Genomic DNA, 25,236 nt, shown 5'->3' with positions numbered 1-25,236 from the left:
GGTTCTTACTCCAGCCACAGCAAGGCATCGCCGGGGCTGACCGGTCGTCCCGGCTGGCAACCAATGCGTTTCACCCGACCAGACTGCGGCGCGCTAATCGTCAGCTCCATCTTCATCGCCTCGACGATAATCAGCGGCTGTCCGGCTTCGATAACATCCCCCACGTTTACCAACACTTTCCAGATGTTGCCGTTCATATCCGCGCTGACCTGAAACGCGCTCTCGTCGTTCTCCACGGGCGCGGCCGAAACCACGTCCTGCGGCGTGCTGTCATCCTCCTGCTGCCACAGCGCCACTTCAGTTTCAAACGCCGTGGCCTGACGCTGGCGGAACGCGGCAATATCGTCGGCCTGCGTCGTCAGGAAGCGCGAGTGTTCAGCAAAATCAAATTGGGTTTCTTCGATACGGATCGCGGCGCGTCCTTCGCGGAAGTCATCGCGCAGCGCCGCCAGTTCGGCTTCGCTGACCGGATAAAACCGCACCTGATCGAAGAAACGCAGCAGCCACGGTTCACCCGCAATGAATTGATCGTTTTTGAGGAATTTGTTCCAGATAGGCAGCGTGCGCCCCACCAGTTGATAGCCGCCCGGCGAATCCATGCCATAGATGCACATGTACATCCCGCCGATACCGACGGTGCCTTCGGCAGTGAAAGTACGCGCCGGATTGTATTTGGAACTCAACAGACGGTGGCGCGGATCGACCGGTACCGCACAGGGGGCACCAAGATAAACGTCACCCAGCCCCAGAATCAGGTAGCTGGCATCAAAAATAATGTCGCGCACGTCATTACGGCTCGGCAAACCGTTAATGCGCTGAATGAAATCGACGTTATTCGGCAGCCAGGGTGCGCTGGCGCGTACGGTTTCACGGTAGCGTTCCACTGCGCCGAGCGTAGCGCTGTCTTCAAACGCCATCGGCAAATAGACGATGCGCGACGGCACTTTCATCTGGCTCACGTCGCCAAGCTGACTTTCCAGATGCAGCAGCACGTCCAGCAGCGCATGCTGACGGATAATTCGGCTGTCGTAGCGCACCTGTAGCGACCGCACGCCGGGCGACAGTTCTTCGATCCCCGCCGTTTCTGAGGCACGAATCGCTACCATTAGCAGGTGAACCCGCAGCCGCAGTGCCAGATCGAGCACGTTCTCACCGTATTCGATCAGAATGTAGTTATCCCCCGCCTGACGATACACGGCAGCGGGTGTCGTCGCCGTAGCGGGTACCGCAGCCAGCACCGTGGCAGAACCGTACTCTGTTGTCGCCAGCGAGGGGACGTCAAACGTGGGCGAATGCGCCGTACCCAGCGTGGACACGCAGGTAGACTGCGCCTGTTCCAGCGCCAGCGCTTCGTCCGCGCTAATGGGATGGAAACGGATACGGTCGCCCGGCTTAACCTGACCGACTTTCCACAGTTCCGCTTTGGCGATGGTGACCGGACAGACAAACCCGCCCAGACTCGGCCCGTCCCGAGTGAGGATCACCGGGAAATCGCCGGTAAAATTTACGGCGCCAATGGCGTATTCACAGTCGTGAACGTTGGAAGGATGCAGACCGGCCTCGCCGCCGTTCGCCCGCGTCCAGGTGGGTTTCGGCCCGACCAGACGTACGCCCAGCCGGTTCGAGTTGTAGTGCACCTGCCATTCCGCTGCAAAGAATTCATCAATCGCCGCATGGGTAAAGAAATCCGGTGCGCCGTGCGGACCATAGAGCACGCCAATGCGCCACTCATCGCCGTACTGCGGAATCAGTGCGGCGTCTACGGCCTGCGGGGCGCTCACCGGCGCGGGCGTGGTGCAGGCGGGCAAGTCGGGCTGAGAAATCGCCAGCATATCCGCCACCCGCAGCGTTCTTCCGGCGTGACCACCAAACTCCCCCAGCGCGAACGTCGAGCGGCTGCCGAGATATTGCGGCACATCAATGCCGTTGCGTACTGCCAGATAGGTACGACAGCCGGACCGCGCGCGCCCCAGCGTCAGCGTTTGCCCTGCCGTTACCGTCACCGGCTGCCAATACGGCACCGTTTCGCCATCCAGCGTCGCCGGACAGTCTGCTCCCGTCAGCGCAATCACCGCCTCGCGTTGAAAACGCAGCGTCGGGCCTTGCAGCGTAAACTCCAGCCCTGCCGCGGCTTCATCGTTACCGACAATACGGTTCGCCAGCCGGAACGCGAAGTCGTCCATCGGGCCAGACGGCGGCACGCCGATATCCCAATAGCCAAGGCGTCCGGGATAGTCCTGCACGCTGCTCCAGGTACCGGGTTGAATCACTTCAATCACCGAGGCAGATGGCGTAAAGCTGTCGAGCATCCGCGTCCACACGGTTCCATTACGGAATGCGTCGGTAGCGACAATCTGGCGCAGGTAATCCAGATTGGTGGCAATACCGTGCAAACGCGTGGCATTCAGCGCCTGTTGCATCTTCTCCAGCGCCAGTTCACGGGTTTCCGCGTGAACGATCAGCTTGGCGATCATCGGATCGTAATACGCCGATACTTCGGTGCCGGTGCTCACCCAGCCGTCAACCCGCACGTCATCGAGAAACGCTACTTCGGTCAGCACGCCGGGGCTGGGCTGGAAATTTTTCAGCGGATCTTCCGCGTAAATACGCACCTCAATCGCGGCGCCATGTGGAGCCTGCATCAACTGCGCCCAGTCCAATGGTTCATCCGCCGCGACGCGCAGCATGCATTCGACCAAATCCAGCCCGGTGACGCACTCCGTCACCGGATGTTCAACCTGCAAACGGGTATTCACTTCGAGGAAAAAGAACGCATCGCGCTCGGCGTCGTAGATAAACTCCACCGTTCCCGCACTGCGGTAATTAACCAGTTCGCCCAGTTTCACCGCCGAGGCCAGCAGCGCTGCTCGCGTAGCGTCCGGCAAATGCGGTGCGGGGGTTTCTTCCACAACTTTCTGGTTACGGCGTTGAAGTGAACAATCGCGTTCGCCCAGCGCGACCACGCGGCCTTTGCCATCGCCAAAAATCTGTACTTCGACGTGACGCGCCCGATCGATGCAGCGTTCAAGAAAAACGCCTGCATCGCTAAAGAACTGTTCGCCCAATCGGCGCACGCTTTCCCACGCAGCCTGTAGCGCTTCTGCATCCGCGCAGCGCGTCAGGCCAATGCCGCCGCCCCCCGCGGTACTTTTCAGCATCACCGGATAGCCGATGTCTTCGGCGGCGACCAGCGCGTCCTCCAGCGAGGCCAGCAGCGGCGTTCCTGGCGTCATCGGCACACCAGCCGCAGCGGCCAATTCACGGGCGCGGTGTTTCAGGCCAAACTCGCCAATTTGCTGCGCGGTTGGCCCGACAAACGCGATGCCAACCTTTTCACATGCGGCGGCAAACGGCAGGCTTTCTGACAGAAAGCCGTAGCCCGGCCAGACAGCCTCAGCCCCCGTCTGCTGTGCGGCAGCCAGTACCTTATCGATACACAGATAGCTGTCGCTGGCCTTCTCGCCGCCAATCGGTACGGCAATATCTGCGTCTTTCACATGCTGCGCGTTTTTATCCGCATCGGAATACATCGCCACGCTGGTTATTCCCAGGCGTTTCAGCGTGCGTATGGCGCGACAGGCAATTTCACCCCGGTTAGCGATCAATACCGTCTTAAACATGGGACGCCTCCTGACGGGTAAGCCAGTGACGCCAGCCGCCGAATTCGGTGATATCCACGGCATCGCTCAGCGCAGCCGGCTCGCAGATAAAGCCTTTAACCTGTCGCCCGTCGATTAACGTCAGCGTACCAATGCCCAGCGGTGCGGGAATTTCTGCGACAAACTCACCAAAGCGTGCCAGCGGGATGTCCCACAGCTCGACGATAATCGCCGCGCCGTCGGTGCTTTTCGCTAATCCGGGCTTGGCAGGTTGCGTATTCGCCAGCGCATAAAGACGATAGTTCTCCGCTGTGCGCGTCTCTTCTACTCGTACGGCATCGCGGCTGGTCAGTTGGTGATTTAGCGGCATGCCCGTCAGGTGTGCGCCAACAACAGCAAGGCGAACGTGCAATGCCGAAGGCGGCAAGGTGGCTGGCCCCGCAGGCAGCGATTTTCCTGTTGCCCCCAGCGTGAGCGCCAGCTGTGCCTGCCAGCGCAGACCAAAACTCGCCAATGCGCGGTCGTGCCAGGCGGGCGCAATCAGCGTGATACCCGCCGGTAAACCATCGGTACGGAAAGGTGCTGGTAGCGCCAGCGCCGAGAGATCGGCCAGATTGGTAAAGTTGGTGTAAGTGCCCAACTGAGAGTTGTAACGCACCGGCTCTTGCTTTATCGCCTCACACGTGTGGATCGTCGGTGAGGTCGGCACGACTAATGCATCGAACGACGCCAGCGTCTGCTGAATCTGACGCGCCAGTTCGGCACGCAGGTACTCAGCTTTAAAGGCCTCTACCGCGCTGAAGCGCTCACCGTTCGCCACAATACCGTGAACCACCGGATCCATATTTTCTGGCTGTTGCAGCATGTCGCCCACCGCGACCGTCCGTTCCGCTACCCAGGGGCCTTGATAAAGTTGATCGGCTAGCTGCGAGAAAATACTGAAATCGATCGGGTGCAGCGTCGCGCCCGCTGCTTCCAATTCAACCAGCGCGTGCTGCCATGCCGTCTGCGCGACAGCATCAGAAAAGAAAGTGGGATCGCTGGGAATAGCAAAACGCGGATTCGCTGGCAGCGCCGCAGGCGTACTGGCAGGATGGCTGCGCGAGTAGGCATCCGTTGCATCGTACCCGCCAGCCAGTTCAGCGACGGTAAATGCATCTTCGACGGTCAGCGCAAATACCGAGATAGTGTCATTCAGACGACAAGCCGGTACGACACCGCTTGCCGATAGCCACCCTTTCGTCGGCTTCAGGCCGACAATATTGTTAAACCCGGCGGGAACGCGCCCCGACCCGGCGGTATCGGTTCCCAGCGAAAACGCAACCAGCCCGCGCGCCAGTACCGAAGCCGATCCTGAACTGGAACCGCCGCTGATGTATTCCACATTAAAGGTGTTTGGCACCACACCGAACGGCGAGCGCGTGCCGACCAGACCGGTCGCAAACTGGTCGAGGTTGGTTTTACCAATGACAATCGCCCCCGCCGCTTTCAGTTTGGCAACGGCAGTCGCGTCCTTATCAGCCAGATAGGTAAATGCCGGACAAGCCGCACTTGTTGGAAAGCCCGCGACATCAATATTGTCTTTGACGGCAAAAGGAATGCCGAACAGCGGCAGTGCGTCTGGATTGTCACGGTACCGAGGCAACAGCGCCGCAATCTGTGCCTGAAGCAATTCAGGTGTCGCTAGTGCGATCCACGCGGGATCGTCCGGCGACAAGCTGGCGAGCAGCGCGCCTAGCGTTTCACCAACGCGATCGGCCTGCTGTTGATAATGCTGTTTCCATTCCTGAAGCGTGAGCCCTGTCATTCTTGGCATGATGTGAATCCCATCTGGTATACAAGATTGAATTCACTAAAGCGAAAACCATGCCAGCTTTTACCCTGTTGATTTTTATGAAATTAGATTGAGACGCTCAATTTCCATGCACAAAAAAGGAACAATCGTGCGCCATCGCGGAGCACGGTTGCTGTGGTTACTCCGTAGGGGAAGCGTTCGCTTAAACGATCTTCTTCGCGGCCTGCTGCGCCAGAATCGACAGTTCCGTCGCTTTGAAGATATGCGCTTGCGACATCGCGCTTTCGGTGCGTTCACGACAGTCACGAAGGAAATTCGGGAAAAAGGTGCGTTCGACGCTGCCTGCGGGAGTAAAGCGCTGTTCGCCCTCGCCATTCACCAGATAAACAACGTTGCTTTCGCCGCGCGTCAGATCGACATATTTCCTGATTTCGATATAGCCTTCCGTCCCCAGTATCGTCAGGCGACCATCGCCCCAAACGCTCAGCCCATCCGGCGTAAACCAGTCACAGCGGAAATAGCCGGTTGCCCCATTGTCGCCCAGCAGCATGGCATCGCCAAAATCCTCAAATTCTGGCTGGTGCGGGTGGTGATAATTCGCCGTCTGGCTGGTCACCACTTGCGCGTTGGTATTGCCGGTAAAATAGAGAAACTGTTCGATCTGGTGGATGCCGATATCGCAGAGGATCCCGCCGTACTGACGCCTTTGATAAAACCAGTCGGGTCGCGCGCCGCGTTCACGATGGGGACCAACGCCGATCGTCTGAATCACTCGCCCGATCTCACCCCGTTGCACCAGTTCACCGGCAAACAGCGCGCTATCCACATTGATTCGCTCATTAAAGTACACGGCAAACTTGCGGCCGGTTTCGGCCACCCGACGCTGGACGGCATCCAACTGCTCCAGCGTGGTCAGCGGCGGTTTCGCGGTGAAGAAATCCTTGCCTGCATCCAGCGTACGCAGCGCCAGTTCGGCTCGGTCACAGGGAACCACCGCACAGGCAATAAGATCGATAGATGCGTCGGCAATCAGCTGTTCCGCAGAATCAGCAAAAGGAACGGCGGGGAACAGTGAGATGAATTTTTCCCGATTATTGGGATCGGACTCGAACACGCCGACCAGTTCCGCGCCCGCATCAACCAGTTGCCGACACATGTCATAAATGTGGTTGTGCGCTAATCCAATCGCCGCAAATCGAATCTTTTTCATCTCCACCTCTGCCGATATCGTCATGCCGAGCCACTACAATAAGGCGGAAACCGAGCGGGCTAAAGACAAAAGCCACGTAACGCGTTAGAATTTTTCCTGTTTTTTTAACATATCCACATTTTCCGCAACGCAACTAAAGATAACCATGAAAAGAAAACGTATTCTGATCCCTCTCATCATTCTGATCCTGTTTGTACTCTATCTGAATCGCGATGCGCTGAATCCTTTTGCACCTGACTGTAAAAACCTCCCGGCGAATCAACCCAAGCCCGAAGAGTGTAAAAAACCAGTGAAAGAAGTTGCCCCTGGCTTTGAAATTTAAACTTTTGAAATTTAAGCAGGCGTATTAGCGCGGCTTGGGAATGTTGAACTGTTCCAGCGCGGGATTCACCGTTTTGGCAAAATCTTCCCGTCGGTTCTGGAGCTTGCTTTTGGCATTGAAGAAATTCACCAGCTCCGCAATCCCCATACCGATGCTGAGCGCCCCACTTACCGCCCAACCCACCGGACCTGCGGCCGCACCAACGGCAGAGGCGGCAGCCGCACCGGCGGCTTCACCCGCAATGGCACCTACCACCTTTCCGGCAATCGCTGCGCCCGCTTTACCCGCCAGCCCAATGGCCGTTTTGCTCCCCGCCGCCTTGGTTAAATCCTCTGCGTGTAGCGACGATTTAGCAAAATTCATTACGCTGCGTCCGGCCTCTTTCACCGCTTGTGCATCGCTTTTTGCTCCGGCTCCCGAAGGTGTTGCAGCCGAGGGCGAGGCATCCAGCCCAACAGACCGCGGTGTGGCCGGTGACGCCGTAGAAAAACGTTGGCTCATCGCCGCCTGCGCCAGCGACGGATCGGACAGCAAAATGGTGTTGATCTCGCGCGGTACCGCCTGCTCAAAATGCTGAATCACATCTCCGTCTTTCTGTAGCGTTTCAATACGTTGATTCAGCACCTTTTCTGTTTCTTCTGTATTCCGATATTCACGCCCCGCGACCACCTGTTCCAGCGTCTGTTGCAGTTTGACCAGCGCCGCCGATTTTTGCGCTCCGCTGTACTGCTGCGGTTGAGTAAAAACCGCGTCATTCAGCTTGCTGATATCGGTTTTTGCCGCCAGCCCCAATGACGCCGCGTTATGTAGCGTATCCGCCGCGTCCTGGCTGTTCGCCGGTGCCTGCTCGCGAATCCAACTTTTCATATCTTTCATCATCAGTTTGCCATCATGCGGGACTCGTGCCAGCTTCTCCCCTTTGACATCCGCATGTTCCAGAATCCCAAATAATCCAGGGTGCGACCAGATCCTCGCAGCCGCTTTTAGCTGGGGCGCTAGAGTCGGGTTATCGGTGACGATCGCGTTTAGATCGGCCAGGGTGCTGGTGCGATCGTTCTTTTGCGGTGGAGAATGCGTATAGGATTTTTTGGCATCGGCGGCATTCAGCAGCGGCTCGTTAGCCAGCAACAGCGCGGATGATTGCACTAACCGCAGCGACTGTGCATCGGCTGCCGGATTTTTCTCCCTATAGTCCTTCACGGCGTGGCTGGCATCGCTGGCGCGCCGCTCCATGTTTTTAATAAAGGATTTAGTATCGCGATTCGAGATATGTCCGTCGGCTCTGCCGCCATCTTTTGCCGTATCCATCGCCGTATAGATCGCAGGATTTTCGCGCAGATAGACAAGCGCTTTTTCCGCGTTCGTCCCGCCATCCTGTAGCATTTTCGCCGCCGCCAGTGGGCGATTCAGCGCCTTTGCCGCCTTCTCGCGTTCATTTTCTGGCAGATCGCTCAGAAGCGGCGACCACTTTTCCAATGCCTTCGCGTTACTGTACTCCGAGCTATCTATCGCCTGAAGATCGACGATCGGTTTCGGCTCCGCAATCAGCGAGCTGTCTGCAATCTGCATGGTTGGCAGCGCGCGCGTGGGTGCCATCGTTCTCAAATCAGAGGGAACCCGCGGTATGTTCGGCGACGCGTCGCCAAAATCGATTGAACGTGAACCCGACCGCATAGCTGGCGATGCTGCCTGCTGTCCACCCAGACTGCTAGCCTCTGTATTATGTTGCGCAGGCAAAGGCGCGGCACTTCCCCAACGGCTTCCGCCCTCAATACGATTGATCATTCACGTCCCCATTCTGCTGTCGTCAGGATTAACAAACGGATCTCCCGCATCATGCAAACACAGAAAGGCCGGCAAACGTGCCGATCACAGCATGACGGAGATAACTAAGCGTTGAGTGGCGTAAAACTACGATAAGTTCCTGACGATATTTAGGGGCATTTGATGGCTATTGACCGCTTATTCATTTTATGGAAATCGCTTTCCACAGAATATTCTCGGAATGATGGCGGGGAAATAAGGCAGATCACAGGTTAAGTGTTGTTCAATTACATATCACTATCATCATTAACATTCAAGAGACACCTCCTCTTCTCTGACAACCATTTTCTCCGTTACGTCTATTCCTGACGCTTACAATAACCAGACTAAATGATTACAAAAAATTTCAAAGAGTAACCAAATGTGTGATCCACATAAATGAAACAACGTTTCCTTTTCACCATAATGCCACTCACCCTAATTATCAAGTCTGCTGATAATTAGACTAACCGGTAAACGGTGGGAATTATCAACATTCACTCATCAGCATAAGCCATTTCGCTGATTGAAATACGCATAAGCTACGTCGTATATAAGGAGTCATCAATGCATTGATAGCAACCTGATTTACCAGGGAGAAAGCCCTGTCTGACATTATAAATGGCGTCATCATCATTCCTGGTGATTCTATTTTTACGCCCAAAAAATGACATCAACTGTCTGGTTTTAAAGATAGAGACTGCGCTCGCCAATAATATTATTTATTTATCAAAAAAGAGAAAGACAGAATGAAAATATACACACGTAACCTACTCATCGTTTGTGCCGGATTCACGCCGTTCCTTGTCCAGGCAGAAACCGACGGCAAAACCACCTTCCAGTATGAACACAACTGGAAGACGGAAGACCGCCGCCACTCAGACTCTATCAAGCTGATTCATAAGAAAACTAACGGCTGGTCGTACGAAGTCAAATTCAGTACGTCAGCGGGCGGGAACAGCAACTACGACGTTGCCTATGACGATATGCAAGGCGGCTCTGGAGGCATGGTGATCGGCAAAGACTTCAAGTTAAGCAAGGCCGCCACCTTAACACCGAGCTTCGAATTCTCCATCGGCAATTCCACCATGATGTATCAGCCGGGGCTGAAATATAACTACCGAATTAACAGCGACTGGTCCACTTATGGCCGCTACCGCTATGAATATAAAAAGCCCTCTCGCAGTTCGCGTTATTCGACCATTTCCACATCTGACAAATATGGTTACGCAGGGGAATCTTATTTGTCAAAATCGGACACCGGACGTCATCGTCTCGATGCGGGGGTAACGTATTCCGGTTTGGATAAAATTAATCTGACTTACGTCTTTAACTACTACATCGGTGATAACACCACAAAATCGTATAAATACAGCAAGGGTGAATTCACGGAAAGAGAATACGCGGTTTACGATAATGGGAAAACGGATTATGAACATCAGTTCAAAGTTCAATATAAGTTAAACAAACAGCTAACTCCTTACATTGAGTATGATGATATTAGCCAATCCAGCACATCATCAAGCCGTCAGGGGAAAATCAAAGTTGGTTTCAACTACGTTTTCTAACAAACACAGAATTTTATAAAGGAAATACACCGTATTTCGTGCCGTGTTGATGAAGAAAATGAATTCATGAATGAATTTTGTCTATCAGCGCACAATTTTCATAATTAACGAACAATATTAATGGTGCCCATAATGAAAAAACGCTACCTTGTGGCCGGTATTCTCTTTGCCCAAATTTATGCTATTTCCGCGTCTGCCTCTAATACCAAACTCAGCTATGAACATAGCTGGGGAACAATGAATCGCTATCATGGTGATGAAATCGGTATGCGGCATTTTATGGATAATGGCCTGTATGTTGGCGTTGAGCTGAATTTTTATAATAAGAATAAAGATCTGACCATCGATGATGTCGTCTCGAATTCTTATGCTTTTTATACCGGCTATGCCTACAACTTAACGCCTGAATTAACTCTGACGCCGAATCTGGAAGCGCGCTTCTATTCCGGCGGTACCAGCGGCGAAGGTACCGTGGGCGATATCGGTGCTAGCCAGAGTTCCGGCGCACGCTATACGCCAGGTTTGAAATTGACCTGGGCTGTGACTGATAAGACGGATCTTCATGCGCAATATCGCTATGACCTCAGAAAAATCACCCGCAGCAAACGTACCAGCACGGATGATGACACTCACCGTCACCGCTATGAAGCGGGCGTGGCCTACAAAGGTTTCGACAATTTCACGCTGGCGTACACCGCTTATTACTATCACGCGGATTACGTGCTGCAAAACAACAAAAAGCATGACTATCAACAGGATTTCGACGTGTCTTACACCATCAACGACAACTGGACTGCACACGTTGGCGTTGAAGATGTCGCCAGCGGACGCGATGTGAAATCGCGTGAAGGGAAAGGAAAAGTCGGCTTCACCTATACGTTCTAACCACGGCTTACCTTTCTAACAACAGCTTACTGCTATGCCATCTTTCTCGGGGATCCTGTTCATCAAGCGGGATCCCTTTATTACAGCTCTGGATGAATCATCATTACAGTTACAGGTAGATAACATGAAAAGATTTGCGCTGTCGCTCCTTGCGGGTCTGGTCGCTTTACAGGCCAGCGCCGCTACGCCTGACCGTCTCACCATCGTCAATCAGTATGTTGATAACGTGCTGACCAAAGCTGGCGACCACTATCACGGTCAGTCGCCTACGCCATTACTTGCGGATGGTGTCGATCCGCGTACAGGCAAACAGATGGAGTGGATTTTCCCTGATGGTCGTCAGGCCGTGCTCTCCAACTTCTCCGCACAACAGAACCTAATGCGCGTACTGGTCGGACTCAGCAACCTGAGCGGCAACCCTAGCTATAAGCAGCGTGCCGAAGCGATAGTGAAGTATCACTTTCAACATTATCAGGATGAGAGCGGCCTGCTGATTTGGGGCGGCCACCGTTTTGTGGATCTAAAAACGCTACAGCCGGAAGGCCCGAGCGAAAAAGAGATGGTGCATGAACTGAAAAATGCCTATCCCTACTACGATTTGATGTTCAGCGTCGATAAAGATGCAACCGCACGCTTTATTCGCGGTTTCTGGAATGCGCACGTTTATGACTGGAAGATCATGGAAACCAGTCGCCACGGTAAATACGGACAAAAAATGGGTGCGCTCTGGCAAAGCCCGTTTGAGCAACAGCCGCCCTTCTTCGCCACCAAAGGCCTCAGCTTCCTGAATGCGGGTAACGATCTGATCTATTCCGCCTCGCTGCTGTACAAATACAATAAAGAAGACGGCGCGCTAGTCTGGGCAAAACGTCTGGCACAGCAGTATGTGCTGCCGCGGGATAAAGCGACCGGGCTCGGCGTGTATCAGTTTACGCAGGCGCTGAAGCGCGATGAAACCACCGACGATGCCGATACGCATTCCAAATATGGCGATCGCGCCCAGCGTCAGTTCGGCCCAGAGTTCGGTCCTACCGCGCTGGAAGGCAATATGATGCTGAAAGGACGCACCAGTACGATCTATTCCGAAAATGCGCTCATGCAGCTCCAGTTGGGTAAAGATTTAGGTGCGGAAGGCAAGGAACTTCTGACGTGGACAACCGATGGCCTGAAAGCCTTTGCCAAGTATGCCTACAACGAGTCCGATAATACGTTCCGCCCGATGCTCGCTAACGGTAAAGATCTTTCCAATTACGTTCTGCCGCGTGATGGCTACTACGGCAAAAAAGGCACCGTGATCAAGCCTTATCCTGCGGATAATTCATTCCTGCTGTCGTATTCTCGTGCCTATACCGTTTTACCGGACGCCGAGCTGTGGCGTGTCGCACGCGGCATCGCTCGCGCACAGGGGCTGGGTGAGTTAGGTTCAGCGCCGGGTAAAGACGTCAAAGTGGATCTCGCTACCAAGAACAACGATCCTTATGCCCTGTTCGCGCTGTTGGATCTGTATCAGGCGAGTAAAGTGAAAGACTATCTGTCGCTGGCGGAAAAAGTGGGCGATAACATTATCAGCACGCGTTATAAGAACGGCTTCTTTATGGCCGATCCTAACCGACAATATGCTGATGTTGATACCATCGAGCCTTACGCTTTGTTAGCGCTGGAAGCGGCGGTACGCAATAAACCACAGTCCGTTGCACCGTTCCTGAATGGTGCGGGCTTCACTGAAGGCGGCTACCGTATGGAAGATGGCTCAACCCGCGTGTCCACTCGCGATAACGAGATCTTCCTGTTGAACGTTGGCGAAACCTTGAAACCCAACAACAAGAAGTAAGCGTTAACCCTCAACATGCCAATGGTGGTTCGCTGCCATTGGCAATCCCCTCATAAAATGAGACACGGCGACAATCTTGAAAATTACCAGTCAAGCAGCCAAGTCGAATGATCAACTCTCTATTCTTATCTAGGTTGACCAAAACTCAAATTATTTAAAGTATATATTTATCACAACTTAAATGCGATTTATCAGATAAAACATTAACTATCCAGTTGGTCAATAAAAGATATTATATCTACAAGATCCGCGTCATCATCATTTATATCGCCTTTCATATTTTCTATTTTTGCATTGAGTGGGGTAAGTATTTGGCTAATATCAATGATATTAGCCACGGTGCCATCCAGAGTCTTTTCCGTAAAGTTCAATCGATTTATCAAATAACCATCACAAAGCCACTCTTCATAAGACTCCTGTCCCATGCAAGCCAAAATAAACACACTTGGGTCAATAATGAATGGGGGTGAAGAAGGTACCGACTTGGTACAGCTTTCATATTTTTTTGTAAGTAAATCATATTCATGATTAAGTTCATTTAGTTTTGATTTTATATCTGAAACCCCTTGAGTTAACTTCACTCTAATATCTTTAAGCTTGCTATCGCATAGGTTTATAATTGGGATTTGTTCTTGACAAAACGCCAGCACATAAGACAGTAAGTTATTATAGATGTCCTTTGATTGCGTTTTTTTATATTCTGAAATTAAATTATTTGAATTATTTATGAAATAGACTAATTTGTTAGGCAATGCATTAAGTAAAGGAAATTGGTTGAGATTGTAGTCTAAAATAATCATATATGTACCGATATCAGAAAACATTATCTTCAACGAGTATTCTTTCCATTGTTCACAATACTCTTTTAGGCTATTTATTGTATTTCCAGGCATAACTCCCCCATTAATAAATGGATAGAATTAAGTAAGCACCAACATACACGGTGCTTACTTATTAAATTATTATTATGCAGCAGATGCTTTCGTTGCTTGTTGTAACTGGTCAGAAACAGATGTTGTTTTATCCGTTGTCGGTTGAACTTGCATATACTGGCTTTTAAGAAGCTTAGCAGAGTCTTCTATCGGTTTATGCGCCGATCTATAAGCAACAAGATGTTCTGCAAAATTATCGTCGCTGTCAGCATCGTTAAGATTTTGGTTTAGAAGTTTAAGACTTGATGCCAAATCAGTCCATTGCTTTGAGATGTCAACTAGTGCTGCCGCAGCATCATTTGCGTGCTGAACTAAGCTTAGTAGTTGACCATTTACCGCTGTGGCTTGGGAGCTTTCTTGCTTCAAGCTATAGATTTCAGCTAGAAGTGTATTTTTTTGTTTATAGCAGTCAACCAACGAAATAGTTGACGCGGCCTCCCCTGCAATGCTGGTCCCCACCACTCCCACACCTACAGCAATAGCTGCGGTTGCAGCCCCCCCCGTAAATACCTCTGTCGCTGCACCAACACAAATCAAGACTGCACCACCAAGGATGCCGACGGCACTCAGAACTGATGCTGCGGTTAGTTCATTAATTTTTTTATCAATCTCGGCAACCTGATTATTTAAATCGGTTATTTCACCTCCATCTCCCTCAACAGCGGCTTGTACCCTCTTGTTAATTACAGAAAAATCACTAGACGAATTGGTAATATTTTCCCTGAAATCATCACATTGTTTCTTATAGCTTTCAGACTGCGTCTGATATACACCACATTTTTTATGGATACTATTTATAGATTCTATAACATCGTCTTTAGTCAAAGTGTTGGGGTAGAGGCTAATCGTCTGATCCGTGCGGTTAAAAATATCTAAAAGATTGTTCAAATTGACTAAGCATTGATTTTGGACGTTATTTATATAATCATTCGCATGATTAACGGCATCAGCTAAACTATTATTTAGATCTTTCTGTAAACTTATTAAGTGAGGGTCAGCACTAAAATCAAATTTAGGTTGCTCGGTTACAGCCAAACAATAACCATTTACAATTAGAGTACTACTCACTTGATTATTGTTATCGTTAACCTGCTGATCTGCCCTTTGTCTCATATCAACGTATTGTAAAACATGTTGGGTTTTCATATATTCATCCTTTTGTTTAATTTAGTTATTACTTATATACATTTGATCACTGACGTATTTTGCATAATCACTTAAATCAGCCCACAACTTAGATAATGCATTCAAATCACGCTCATTCATACCTAATAAACTATCTTTTAGATCACTATACGTAGAGTACACATCCAACCACGATTTTTCTGTATTCTCGGCCTTTGGATGAATCTCTTTATAATAATTATTAAAATCATTCGACTGTAACTCAATTGTTGTTGCCATAGCTATGGCTGCATTTTCCTTTGCAAGGGTTTGGTATAACCTGTCTAATTCAACAATATTTTCATTTATATCATCAAATATCTTTTTAACCTCGACCTCATCAGATCCAATATCTGCAATTATTTTTATATCGTCTGTCGGATCTTTTTTTATCCCGATTTCCCCTCTGGAGAAATCACGTTTATCTACGCTGTTATCTTTTATTTTATTATCTATTTGAAGTGGCATGACAGCATACTTCAAAGGTTTAACAACCATTCTACTAATGTTTTTTCCAATATCTTTATCTATTCTTAGTATTTGATCAAGATCTGCTGACATTTTCTCCTGACATTTTTTAATGTCATCCCTTGTTTTTTCTATTCCGTCAGAACCTTGTAATTCGGATATTCTATTTTGAATGTTATCAGAGAAAAAACTCGTAATATCGCTGTAATCATTATCAAATTCAGTTGTAATTTCGGCAGAGCAAACGTAGATATCATTGATCTTTTTTATAATAGATGATGCCATTTTAGCGTCATCAGCAATATACTGAAAACCGATTGATATATAGTCACTGTTGATTCTAATCAACTGAAGAAAACTTGACACTTTAGAATAAGATATATTATTAAAATCACTCGCGTAGCGCTTGAATTTGCTTTGCGTAAATATCAGAGAATTTTTTAAGCCAAGATCGGTTACGTAGAGATCCACATTTTCTTGTTCCTCAATCAACAAAGATTGTTTGGCATTCTTTATTGTTTTTCTCATTAAAGAAAAAATGTCCTTTTTTACCTGTTCAAAATCCAAGTTAATCAGATTATTGTTATTACTCATTTCATTCACCATTAGCATAATTAAGCATTACCATAAAGATGGGGAAATCAATTTATATAAATTAATAGTTTCATTGCTATCTATTCATTCTGATTTAATTAATTTGAAAATTAGGTTGCTCTCTTTTACCATGAATAAAACTCAACCGATATCATTCTTACGGTAAAATAAGAAAGGGAGACGCCAAACTAACATTCATAAAGACACTACTTTGATAAAATGAGAAAAATTATAAATACTAGCAAACATTGTGAATTAATCAATACCGTAATAAGATATTCATTAATCCTTAGATTAATTAATAATAAGGTTGCGAAGTTAAATAACCTGTAGTGGTTTACTTAACTGTAGCTTATCAATAAATCAATAGGTCCTAGCTTCAGCCTGCTTGAGAATGTTGATGGCCTGACTGCCAGTAAAGCATGATTTTGTCATAAAGAATCCCCCATATTTAGGCAGGGTGAAAATTCCACTTATGAACACTTTGCTTTTCGGGGGAATTAGTCATTCACAGAACAAGACTGCCACTATCGGGCGTGGTATTTAATCGCGTAGTGCTTAAGTACTTACGGATGCAATGCCGGCCACGATTAACGTGACCAGCATGAAGTAACGCAATAATTTCAAGCGTTAGTTAACCAGAGGGACTTCTGGGTGCACGCCGAGCCATCCCGGAGTCGGTTCGCCTTTCGCTTCCCCCACATACAAACTCAGCTGTGAGCGAAAACGTTCTACCGCACCGCGATCGTACATGAAATCAGCAAATGCCTGAGGGCGAGTGTTACGGTATTCCCAGATATGTTTGTAGCCCACTGGCGGCTCAACATCGGTACGCACCGACCACATACGTGAGACCTGAGTTTGCGTTTGCGGATCCAGCACCCAGCTTAGGTACAACTTGGCGCTTTCCGGGTGTTTAGCCTGTTTGAAGATAGCGGCACGTTGCGCCCAGGAAACAAAAGGATCGGACTTCGGCAGAACAAAGCGGGTCACAGCATCGGCTGCCGGAACGAGCGCACCGGAACTGGTAAACGTCGCGCTATATTTTCCTGTCGCGATCTCAGCACCAGGTACGTTGGTGCCGCGCACGTAGACAGGATCCTGCTCCTGCAATTTTTTAACAAAATCCCAGCCGTATTTATCCACGGCCAGCTTGTACCAGAACAGCACCGCATCGTCGTCGTTCGGATAAGCCAGAATCAAATTACCTCTCAGATTGGGACGAAGGTAATCATTAACCTCACGCGGCCAGGATTTTTCATCGAGAAGTTGGGTGTTGACCAAATTACTGAATGCGATGACATAGGCACCAGTCCAGGCACCATCTGCATCACGAAATTCCGGGTAGATTTTGTCCCAGCCACGCGCTTTGTAGTTCAGCAGCACGCCTTCCTTTTTCCAGCGCGGGAAATTCTGCACCGTTTGCAGTTGCACCACATCAGGAATCAGGGTGCCGGTCGCCAGTTGGTTATCGATACGGGCATCATGGTATTTGCTGTAATCGACAATCACATTCAGTTTCATGCCAGGAAAACGCGTCTCAAATGCCCGCTTGAAGCCAGCCTGCTGTGACTGCACATCGCCACCGGCATATACGGTGACCGTACCGCCTTCTCTCAACGCACTCTGATAGATTTGATCCAGCGAACGCGTTTCAATTTCGACGCCCGCCTGACTTTGTCCGACGCTGAGACCGGCCATCATGGCTAGCATCAGCACTGTTTTCTTCAGGTACTTCCCAGTGTATTGCATTGTGATTTCCTTCACTTAATGAATAAAACCCGTACCGACAAACGACAGATAGCAGCCGTTAAAACGGCAACGGTGTAGCCAGCGAATCGCAAGTCAGCGACGCGCAGGATTGGATCGACGTTAGAGGATCGTCAAAAGTAAATCAGAATAGAAAGCGCATAGTCCTTCATTGATATATCTCCCATACGAGGATCATCTCCCCGTTTCCATTGGGGTATTTAGCCTTGAGTTTACAGGATTAAATAAAAACACATACGAAGAAAAAGCGAACAATATAGTTAAAAATATTGAATGGCTAAAATGATATGACACTTTCAGGTGGGGATAGATGCAATATAAAAATATAGAATTGAATTATTTATCTTATAAAATAATTACAATTTTAATGATATTGATTAATACCATGCCGATATGGAAATATTAGGATTGAAATTTATTTTTACACAGAGGGAAAAACATCACCGGAGAATACATTTTCTGGCATAACGTCAAGATAATCCGGAAGCAGACCATATTCATCCAGAAACACCCGATGCTGCGCAATAATTGTGAACGCTTGCTGCAACGGCGCTTTTATTTGTTCTGCACCGGCAATCCACTGCTGATTATACCGTAAAAACTCCGCCGTTTTTTCCAGTTCCGCTAACGACCATTGGTCGACGGGATCGTAAGCCTACTCAAGCTCGGCGATATAGGTTCGAAGCTCAGATAAATAACGCTGAAACAGATCAAAATCAGCCACGGTGGCACAAGCAGCTCGATTAAAAAAAGCGTTAAATGCCTGCTGAACCAATCCTCTATTCATATAATGCACATCCCTAATCTGTCTGATTTTCGCCACGTATTCTATATCAACTTATTGCGCGTACGGCACCGAATACACTGCAAATATTCTGCATGGCCCCGGCTCGCAGCCGTGAAAAACGCCACTTTCCAGATGTTTTTTCGCCTCATCAAAAGACGCTAGCAGGCAATGCGCATTGACCTCCAGCTCCTGTGCCATATGGTTGCAGGATAAATAGGAACACTCCGGTGATTGCTCAAGGTGGAAAGAGACAATATCAAAACCCTGCAACACTTTTTGCTGTGGTATCTTCACATCGGTATCAAAAGATGCTTCCGGCTCGAACAGGCTCCATTCTACTGTCTCTTCATCATACTGATACTCGTATGCCTCGTAATAAAACATCGTAGTATCGGCCAGATCAATTCCTTCTTCTTTTGCCAGAGAATAAATTACCTCCGGTGAATCAAACAGCCAGTAGCCATTATGTCGCCAAAACTGAATATATTCACAAAAGGCATCAGAGACACAGCAGCTCACCGAGTAAATGTCCTTTACCTGATCGGCGTTAAGCCAGTCAGGTTTTAGTGCGACTCTTTTAGCTAAATACCCGATGGGGATCATATTATTTCCATCCTTCGACTGAAGAGAACCATACCTATAGAAAACTATAAAAATGATGGCCAATTAGGATATTTTAGCCATTTTTAGCGAATGACCTTGTTATATATAGAATTACTTATCCAATATTTCAGGATCATACAAAGGTGATGCCTGCATTTTGGGCTTGATTTCTTCATGCCAAGCCTTAAAAATCCAGTCTTGTGGACGATTATTTATCACAGGATTGGCCTTAAGATCGATTTCTATTGCTTTTTCTATATTCCTATAGCATTGCATATAGTCAGGTTTCGATAGTTTAGAGAAATCTAAGGTTTGATCGTATAAATCATATGTTTCATAGATTTCCTCCATAATCTCTTTGCTTATCTGGCTGATGTAGGAGCGTAAATATTCAGCAATAACATCAATTGCTGAAGACCCCAATGACACACCGTTATTTTTTGAAAAATACAAAAATCCAGCCATTTTTACCTCAAGATAACAATCTTTGCCTTATCTGCCTGAGACAAGGTTAACCTTCTGTACGCACGACATTCATCACCTGCGCACCGATGTGCCTGTTCAGGCGTTTTTGCTCTTTCTCTTTGTTAAAGCACGTTTTTCACGTGCTCAACTTCACGGCTCAGCGTGGTGATATCCTGCACATTACCGGCCACTGAGCAGGAAAATTTGAAAATTTAGAACTTAGATGTAAATAACAAAAAACAGGATTATTATTGTCACACACATTAGCCAACTTTATATTTCAGACAAATGTCATTTGCTGTTAACTCACCATTAACCAACTGATTATATTCACTCTCTGTAATTTTCACTTTCTGTTCTCCAGCTCCCTGAGCTCCTGACAAACAGGAAAAAGTGTACTGATGATCATTTAATTTTTTGACTCTCCACCAATCAGCGGTTGAGAATTCCTCATCTCCCAGTGGCGCTTTGTCGGGATACGAAAATTGTTTCGTTGTATAATATTCACCCATGCTGTTCATTCACTATCACCATTATATTTATTTAAATCAATAAACTGAGCCTTTGGCTTATGTGAGAAATCCACTACAGCTTCAGAAATACCACCTGATGTCTGTCCTCCAGACAACCAAAATTGACTTGCCCCGAGCCCTGCTTCGCCGTATCCCGCAGCAGCAGGCTGCCGTCGCCATGCCAATCGTCATGATATGAAGCGCTATTACATGAAGGCAACGGGCTGGCAGTTGCGGGGTTTAAGACCGATACACAAGTCACCATTATCGTTGAGCACGGTCAACTGCTGATCCGTGTCGTGGCTAAATGACCGAAAAAAATCCCGACATTTTTAGGGAGCAGTGATCGTTGAGTTTATTTTGGATATGAGATTGCGATCTTATATTCATCACAGATAAATCCCTCATCTGCTTTATTGTGAGGGGTTCTATCCGTTGAAAAATATCTCAATTTAGGCTCTTCTTTCTTTATTTTCAGTTGTAATTCTTGTGACATTTTCTTAGAAAAGTATATCACTTGATCCATGTTAGACCATCCATCTGATATCTCCTTTACTGAGTTACCCTCAGCAAGCGATAATTCAATGACATGATTTATATGAGGTGAGCTTGTCATTTTACATCCTAATTTTATTTACCTATAAAATAAAGAAAAATCACATGAATTTATAAAACCAAACACATCTCACCATTGAGCACGGCCAACTGCTGATCTGCATATGTCTGAATGACAGACAAAAAGCTCCCGGCTTGTTTAGGAGTCGGGATCAACCATTTATAACTCTTGATATTTTATATCATCATTTTCGCATGATGATAAAGAGTCATAAATATTTATCTCATCACCAATATTTACAACAATTAAATTCAGACCGCCTTCAAAGACCAGTTTTATTCCTATATATGCATTCTCTACCGAAGAAAATATCGAATAAACTGTCAACAGGAACTTTCCAATATAATCAACAAATGATATTGAACTTGAAAGATCCATAATTATTTCTTTTCCATATTCTCCAAGATCATTCTCCTGAACAGGAGAGTCTGTTAACTCAAGGGTTGAACCATCTTTACCACACCTGAAACTGACTGCTTTTTCAGTATTGGAAAAAATAAGCTGTAATTGCTGAGGATGTTCAAGGTCCGGAGTTTCAAAAAAATAGATCACCCCTTTCACTCCTGAAAGCCTCTCACCAATAACATAGCTAGCCCATTCTTGATACTGTCCTAAAGGATTCATCATTTCGGGTCTCCCTTGAGTGCATTTTTCACAGATGTATTATTAATTCCGTCTTTAAGGATAGTAACAAAACTGCCATCAGGCTTAGTCACAACAACATCATCCCCTTTTATTCTAAAGAATACATCTCCACGGCTAGCACCATTTTCAATACCTTGACCTGCAAATTTACCAGAAACAACTTTATCAGGATTAGAACCAATATCATTTATTATATCCAATACACGCTGTCTATCTGCAGCATTCGATGCATTACCACCGAAATCTTCAACATGCTTTCCAAGTTTTTTACCTAATTGCGCATTGGTAACTGAGAATGCAGCATTAGAGCCGACTCCAGAGCTGGGTAAAGATATCTGTCCGGGACTCGGCAAATAACCTGATATCTCATCACTAGCCTTATTGAGCAGCTTAGACGCTTCAGCAACATCCCCTTTCTTCAGCGCCACTTCTGCTGCTTTAATCGCTTTACCCGCAGCATCACCTGCAATCGGAATTAATCCAACCATTGCTGCCAGATAATCAATAGCACTTTGCGCTTCCGCAAAGCCTTTGATATCGCCCACAACCGGTACGAAATCTACACCAAAGCCAGCTGCACCTTTCAGCAATTCATTACGATGTTCACTTATCTTGGTTGAACATGCTTCCGCACTTAATCCTGCACAATTCTGAGTTTTGAATTCTTCAACCATAGCAACAAGTTGCTTCTGCGCGCTCTGATATTTCTCCTCCTGCGATATACCGGAGACTTTATTCTCAATAATGTCACTTAGCGCATTATTCTCAACCGCATTACGCCCAGACTGTGCGCCGCTGGCGGCGGAAGCAGTGCTGTTGCTTGCCAGGCCGGATACCAGCCCAGAGGCCAGCGTGGAAAGCGCACTGACTGACTGCTTTTCCTCTTCCGTCAGGTCGTTTGCCGTCTTGCCAGGATATTGATCGGCCATGATGGCGCGAGCGATCAGTTCACCGCTGGAGGCACCAATCGCTCCCGCTGCAGCATCCTGACCCGACATCTGCGCGACTACTGCACCCACCACCGCGTGCGCCATCGCGTTGGCCGCGATATCCGACGCTGTGATTTTGCTTTCATCCTTCGGTAGCGTAGCGTCTTTCACCAGCTGTGCCAGATACGGTGATGCACCGCTGGCAATCGCTTTCTGGATGTCCCCGCCCGCCAGTGCCTGAATTGCCGCTGTCGCTGCCTGTGCTGCACGCTGGAAATCACTGCCAGTGCCGTATTTCTTCATCTCGGCCTTGTAGGTCGGTGATTCCGTCAGCGCCTTTTTATACTCCTCCCATTTCTGCGTCGGATCGCCCTCTTTCGGACGCTCGACGGTGGCATCGCCCTTGGCTTCCGCGGCTTTCTGCGCTTTCAGCTCGCCTTCCGTGCGCACGATATCCATCACCTGCGCGCCGATTTCACCAATCAGCTGCGCCTGTTTCAGGCGTTTCTGCTCTTTCTCTTTGTTAAAGATCGGGCTGAGCGCGTTGTTCGCGTGCTCAACGTCACGGCTCAGCGTAGCGATATCCTGCACCTGCTTCGCCGTATCCCGCAACAACAAGGTGCCATCGCTCACCGCCGTATAGAAGTGGCTGGAAGAACTCGGTTTTAATACCGGACAGCTTGTTATCGTCACCGTTGATCACGGTAAACTGCTGATTGAGACGGAACTGCGGTTCTGACAGGTACATGTAAAAGTCCCGCCGCTAAGATCGGGATTTTTTAATTCAACATAGCCAATCGAGAAACCTGCATACAGAACTATTTATAACGTCCGAATTACTTATCCAACATGTTAGGATCGTACAAAGATGAGGCCTGCATTTTGGGCTTGATTTCTTCATACCAAGCCTTAAAAATCCAGTCTTGTGGCCGATTATTTATCACAGGATTGGCCTTAAGATCGATTTCTATTGCTTTTTCTATCTGTTCATAGCAACACATATATTCTCTTGAGGATAATTTTGTAAAGTCAAGCAACTGAAAATAATCGAATACTTCATAAACCTTCTCCATTACCTCCATACTGACATCACTAATATATGGTCGTAGATAATCCGCAATAATATCTATCGCAGATGAGCCCAAAGACACCGTTTCGCCTTTAAAACACAATCCTCCTGCCATGAATTACCTCATAATAACAATCTGATTTTTTGACTTGCTGGAAAAGTATTCAAATGTTCTAAGATTCTCTGCTGATTTGCTGGAGTAAGATTTATAAAGTCTAAGGGAACTATATCTGCCTTTTCCAGATGCTGATGTAATGTTTTTACATTATTATCCCAACTGTTATTAAAAAACTTTTTCATTCCTTCAATTTCTTTCTCTGAGCATTTTGCTGTTGTAAACATAAAGTCAACAGTTTTCCCTTTGTTTGGTCCGCTGGAAAATACAAAATCGGCACCACTGGCATCAGGATCAACACGTTCCAATTTCCCGCCCATAGTGTTTTGCAATTCGGTGGCGACTGAACCTTCTGCAAGCTTGTTCTTACCAGCGTGATGATCAAATTTCAATCGGTTTACTTCGTCGAAAAATCACTCGCAATCGGAATTAATTCAACCATTTCTGCCAGATAATAATAGCTCTTTGCGCTTCCGCAAAGCCTTTGATATCGCCCACAACCGGCACGAAATCTACACCAAAGCCAGCTGCACCTTTCAGCAATTCATTACGATGTTCACTTATCTTGGGCGAGCATGCTTCCTCACTTAATCCTATGCAATTTTGAGCTTTGAATTCTTCAACAATAGCAACAAGTCTCTTATAATCGCTCTGATATTTCTCCTCCTACGATATACCTGAGACTTTACTCTCAATAATATCACTTAGCGCATTACGCTCCACAGTAAAAAATCAGTTCATATTCGTTTATAACTAACTAATTATATCCTGGTAGATTAAATAATTATCTATTTCAAAACATACAATATTAACTCTTTGAATATTTTCGTATAAAGATAGGCTATCTTTAATTCCTCTCAAGGCTATTTCTGCAGCTTTTTTCTTGGGGAACTTATAAATTCCCGTACTAATATTAGGAAAAGAAATACTTGTTATATTTTTTTCATTAGCAACAATAAAACAATTTAAATAACAATTATATAACAATTCACACTCACGGTTACCACCACCACTCCAATATGGTCCAACGGTATGAATAATATATTTAGCAGGTAAGTTACCTGCAGTAGTAACCACCGCCTCGCCTACCTTACAGCCCCCTTGCTTAGCTCGTATTTTTTGACATTCATCTAGAATTTGTTTTCCTCCGGCACGATGGATCGCTCCATCGACACCGCTTCCTCCCAGCAAAGACCCATTTGCCGCATTAACAATGGCATCAACGTTTATCTTTGTTATATCACCATTTATTATATGGATTTTATTTTTCATTTAATAATAACTCAAGTAATTTAGAAATTGCATACTCCTGCTGCTGAAACTCTGTTGGTTCCAAAAGTAAATTCATTATTTGCTCATCCAAAAGTAGATCATAAATATCAATATCCAGCCAACCTTTAGACCAGATATCAACACCCGCAATTTTCCCTCCCCCCTCAATTACCACTCGTTCCAGACTACCAAAATCTCCATTAGGATATGAACTGTAAGTTAATTTACACTTACTTAACTGAGGTGCAATAAATTCTTTAAAATAACTTACATTCATTTTTA

Annotated in this window: 23 protein-coding genes; 4 read left to right on the top strand and 19 right to left on the bottom strand. The window is 47.5% G+C overall.

Going from position 1 to position 25,236, the window contains the following annotated elements:
* Nucleotides 1-5: 5 nt before the first annotated feature.
* From uca to MYB54_RS10730, 3 genes are all read right to left on the bottom strand, one after another.
* The gene (gene uca, locus MYB54_RS10740) at nt 6-3,620 is read right to left on the bottom strand and encodes an urea carboxylase (protein ID WP_248721915.1); all 3,615 of its coding nucleotides are present in this window, start codon (nt 3,618-3,620) and stop codon (nt 6-8) included.
* Nucleotides 3,613-5,415: an allophanate hydrolase gene (gene atzF / locus MYB54_RS10735; protein ID WP_248721914.1), complete on the bottom strand. Its 1,803-nt coding sequence runs from the start codon at nt 5,413-5,415 to the stop codon at nt 3,613-3,615. Before atzF ends, uca begins: the two co-directional genes overlap by 8 nt.
* Before the next feature lie 181 nt (nt 5,416-5,596).
* Nucleotides 5,597-6,604, bottom strand: coding sequence for a Gfo/Idh/MocA family protein (locus MYB54_RS10730; RefSeq protein ID WP_014915515.1), 1,008 nt, complete (start codon nt 6,602-6,604; stop codon nt 5,597-5,599).
* 145 nt (nt 6,605-6,749) lie between these two features.
* On the opposite strand from MYB54_RS10730, the gene MYB54_RS10725 reads away from it, so the two are divergent.
* Nucleotides 6,750-6,926, top strand: coding sequence for a hypothetical protein (locus MYB54_RS10725; protein ID WP_010285665.1), 177 nt, complete (start codon nt 6,750-6,752; stop codon nt 6,924-6,926).
* A gap of 24 nt (nt 6,927-6,950) precedes the next feature.
* Here the strand turns inward: MYB54_RS10725 and MYB54_RS10720 are convergent, their stop codons facing one another.
* Nucleotides 6,951-8,711 (bottom strand): type III effector HrpK domain-containing protein, encoded by a 1,761-nt coding sequence (locus tag MYB54_RS10720; RefSeq protein ID WP_014915516.1) that lies wholly within the window; start codon nt 8,709-8,711, stop codon nt 6,951-6,953.
* Between the two features lie 767 nt (nt 8,712-9,478).
* On the opposite strand from MYB54_RS10720, the gene MYB54_RS10715 reads away from it, so the two are divergent.
* The 3 genes from MYB54_RS10715 to MYB54_RS10705 all read left to right on the top strand — a co-directional run bounded on the left by MYB54_RS10715 (nt 9,479) and on the right by MYB54_RS10705 (nt 13,013).
* Nucleotides 9,479-10,297, top strand: a complete 819-nt coding sequence (locus MYB54_RS10715) for an oligogalacturonate-specific porin KdgM family protein (protein WP_014915517.1) — start codon at nt 9,479-9,481, stop codon at nt 10,295-10,297.
* 132 nt (nt 10,298-10,429) lie between these two features.
* On the top strand, nt 10,430-11,182 hold the full coding sequence (locus MYB54_RS10710) for an oligogalacturonate-specific porin KdgM family protein (protein ID WP_014915518.1): 753 nt from the start codon (nt 10,430-10,432) through the stop codon (nt 11,180-11,182).
* Nucleotides 11,183-11,306: 124 nt separating this feature from the next.
* Nucleotides 11,307-13,013 (top strand): pectate lyase, encoded by a 1,707-nt coding sequence (locus MYB54_RS10705; protein ID WP_014915519.1) that lies wholly within the window; start codon nt 11,307-11,309, stop codon nt 13,011-13,013.
* 203 nt (nt 13,014-13,216) lie between these two features.
* Here MYB54_RS10705 and MYB54_RS10700 read toward each other — a convergent pair whose 3' ends face one another.
* From MYB54_RS10700 to MYB54_RS10630, 15 genes are all read right to left on the bottom strand, one after another.
* A complete protein-coding gene (locus MYB54_RS10700) occupies nt 13,217-13,906 on the bottom strand; it encodes a hypothetical protein (protein ID WP_014915520.1) in 690 nt (229 codons plus the stop codon).
* 72 nt (nt 13,907-13,978) lie between these two features.
* Entirely contained in the window at nt 13,979-15,091 is a 1,113-nt protein-coding gene (locus MYB54_RS10695) for an HBL/NHE enterotoxin family protein (RefSeq protein WP_014915521.1), read from the bottom strand.
* Nucleotides 15,092-15,112: 21 nt separating this feature from the next.
* Entirely contained in the window at nt 15,113-16,171 is a 1,059-nt protein-coding gene (locus tag MYB54_RS10690; protein ID WP_148276403.1) for a hypothetical protein, read from the bottom strand.
* 630 nt (nt 16,172-16,801) lie between these two features.
* Nucleotides 16,802-17,923 carry an ABC transporter substrate-binding protein gene (locus MYB54_RS10685; RefSeq protein WP_014915523.1) on the bottom strand — a complete coding sequence of 374 codons (1,122 nt, stop codon included), beginning with the start codon at nt 17,921-17,923 and terminating at the stop codon, nt 16,802-16,804.
* A gap of 856 nt (nt 17,924-18,779) precedes the next feature.
* Complete coding sequence (locus MYB54_RS10680) at nt 18,780-19,331, bottom strand: hypothetical protein (RefSeq protein WP_248721913.1); 552 nt, start codon at nt 19,329-19,331, stop codon at nt 18,780-18,782.
* A 111-nt stretch (nt 19,332-19,442) separates the two neighbouring features.
* Nucleotides 19,443-19,796: a hypothetical protein gene (locus MYB54_RS10675; RefSeq protein WP_180791788.1), complete on the bottom strand. Its 354-nt coding sequence runs from the start codon at nt 19,794-19,796 to the stop codon at nt 19,443-19,445.
* 263 nt (nt 19,797-20,059) lie between these two features.
* Nucleotides 20,060-20,317 (bottom strand): hypothetical protein, encoded by a 258-nt coding sequence (locus MYB54_RS10670; protein ID WP_205595180.1) that lies wholly within the window; start codon nt 20,315-20,317, stop codon nt 20,060-20,062.
* Between the two features lie 346 nt (nt 20,318-20,663).
* Nucleotides 20,664-20,924 carry a hypothetical protein gene (locus tag MYB54_RS10665; RefSeq protein ID WP_180791784.1) on the bottom strand — a complete coding sequence of 87 codons (261 nt, stop codon included), beginning with the start codon at nt 20,922-20,924 and terminating at the stop codon, nt 20,664-20,666.
* 159 nt (nt 20,925-21,083) lie between these two features.
* A complete protein-coding gene (locus tag MYB54_RS10660; RefSeq protein ID WP_014915527.1) occupies nt 21,084-21,551 on the bottom strand; it encodes a hypothetical protein in 468 nt (155 codons plus the stop codon).
* Nucleotides 21,548-23,089 (bottom strand): VENN motif pre-toxin domain-containing protein, encoded by a 1,542-nt coding sequence (locus MYB54_RS10655; RefSeq protein WP_305883915.1) that lies wholly within the window; start codon nt 23,087-23,089, stop codon nt 21,548-21,550. Before MYB54_RS10655 ends, MYB54_RS10660 begins: the two co-directional genes overlap by 4 nt.
* The gene (locus MYB54_RS22145; protein ID WP_248721996.1) at nt 23,061-23,246 is read right to left on the bottom strand and encodes a hypothetical protein; all 186 of its coding nucleotides are present in this window, start codon (nt 23,244-23,246) and stop codon (nt 23,061-23,063) included. The genes MYB54_RS10655 and MYB54_RS22145 overlap by 29 nt, the downstream gene beginning before the upstream one ends.
* An 88-nt stretch (nt 23,247-23,334) precedes the next feature.
* Nucleotides 23,335-23,682, bottom strand: coding sequence for a hypothetical protein (locus tag MYB54_RS10645; RefSeq protein WP_039512139.1), 348 nt, complete (start codon nt 23,680-23,682; stop codon nt 23,335-23,337).
* 8 nt (nt 23,683-23,690) lie between these two features.
* Nucleotides 23,691-24,074, bottom strand: a complete 384-nt coding sequence (locus tag MYB54_RS10640; RefSeq protein WP_248721912.1) for a hypothetical protein — start codon at nt 24,072-24,074, stop codon at nt 23,691-23,693.
* A gap of 361 nt (nt 24,075-24,435) precedes the next feature.
* Entirely contained in the window at nt 24,436-24,954 is a 519-nt protein-coding gene (locus MYB54_RS10635) for an O-acetyl-ADP-ribose deacetylase (protein WP_248721911.1), read from the bottom strand.
* Nucleotides 24,944-25,231, bottom strand: a complete 288-nt coding sequence (locus tag MYB54_RS10630; protein WP_248721910.1) for a hypothetical protein — start codon at nt 25,229-25,231, stop codon at nt 24,944-24,946. The genes MYB54_RS10635 and MYB54_RS10630 overlap by 11 nt, the downstream gene beginning before the upstream one ends.
* Nucleotides 25,232-25,236: the final 5 nt, after the last annotated feature.

This window comes from Pectobacterium nicotianae, from assembly GCF_023272715.1.
In the GTDB taxonomy this organism is placed as follows: domain Bacteria; phylum Pseudomonadota; class Gammaproteobacteria; order Enterobacterales; family Enterobacteriaceae; genus Pectobacterium; species Pectobacterium brasiliense.
This window is presented reverse-complemented; position numbering and strand designations above follow the sequence as displayed.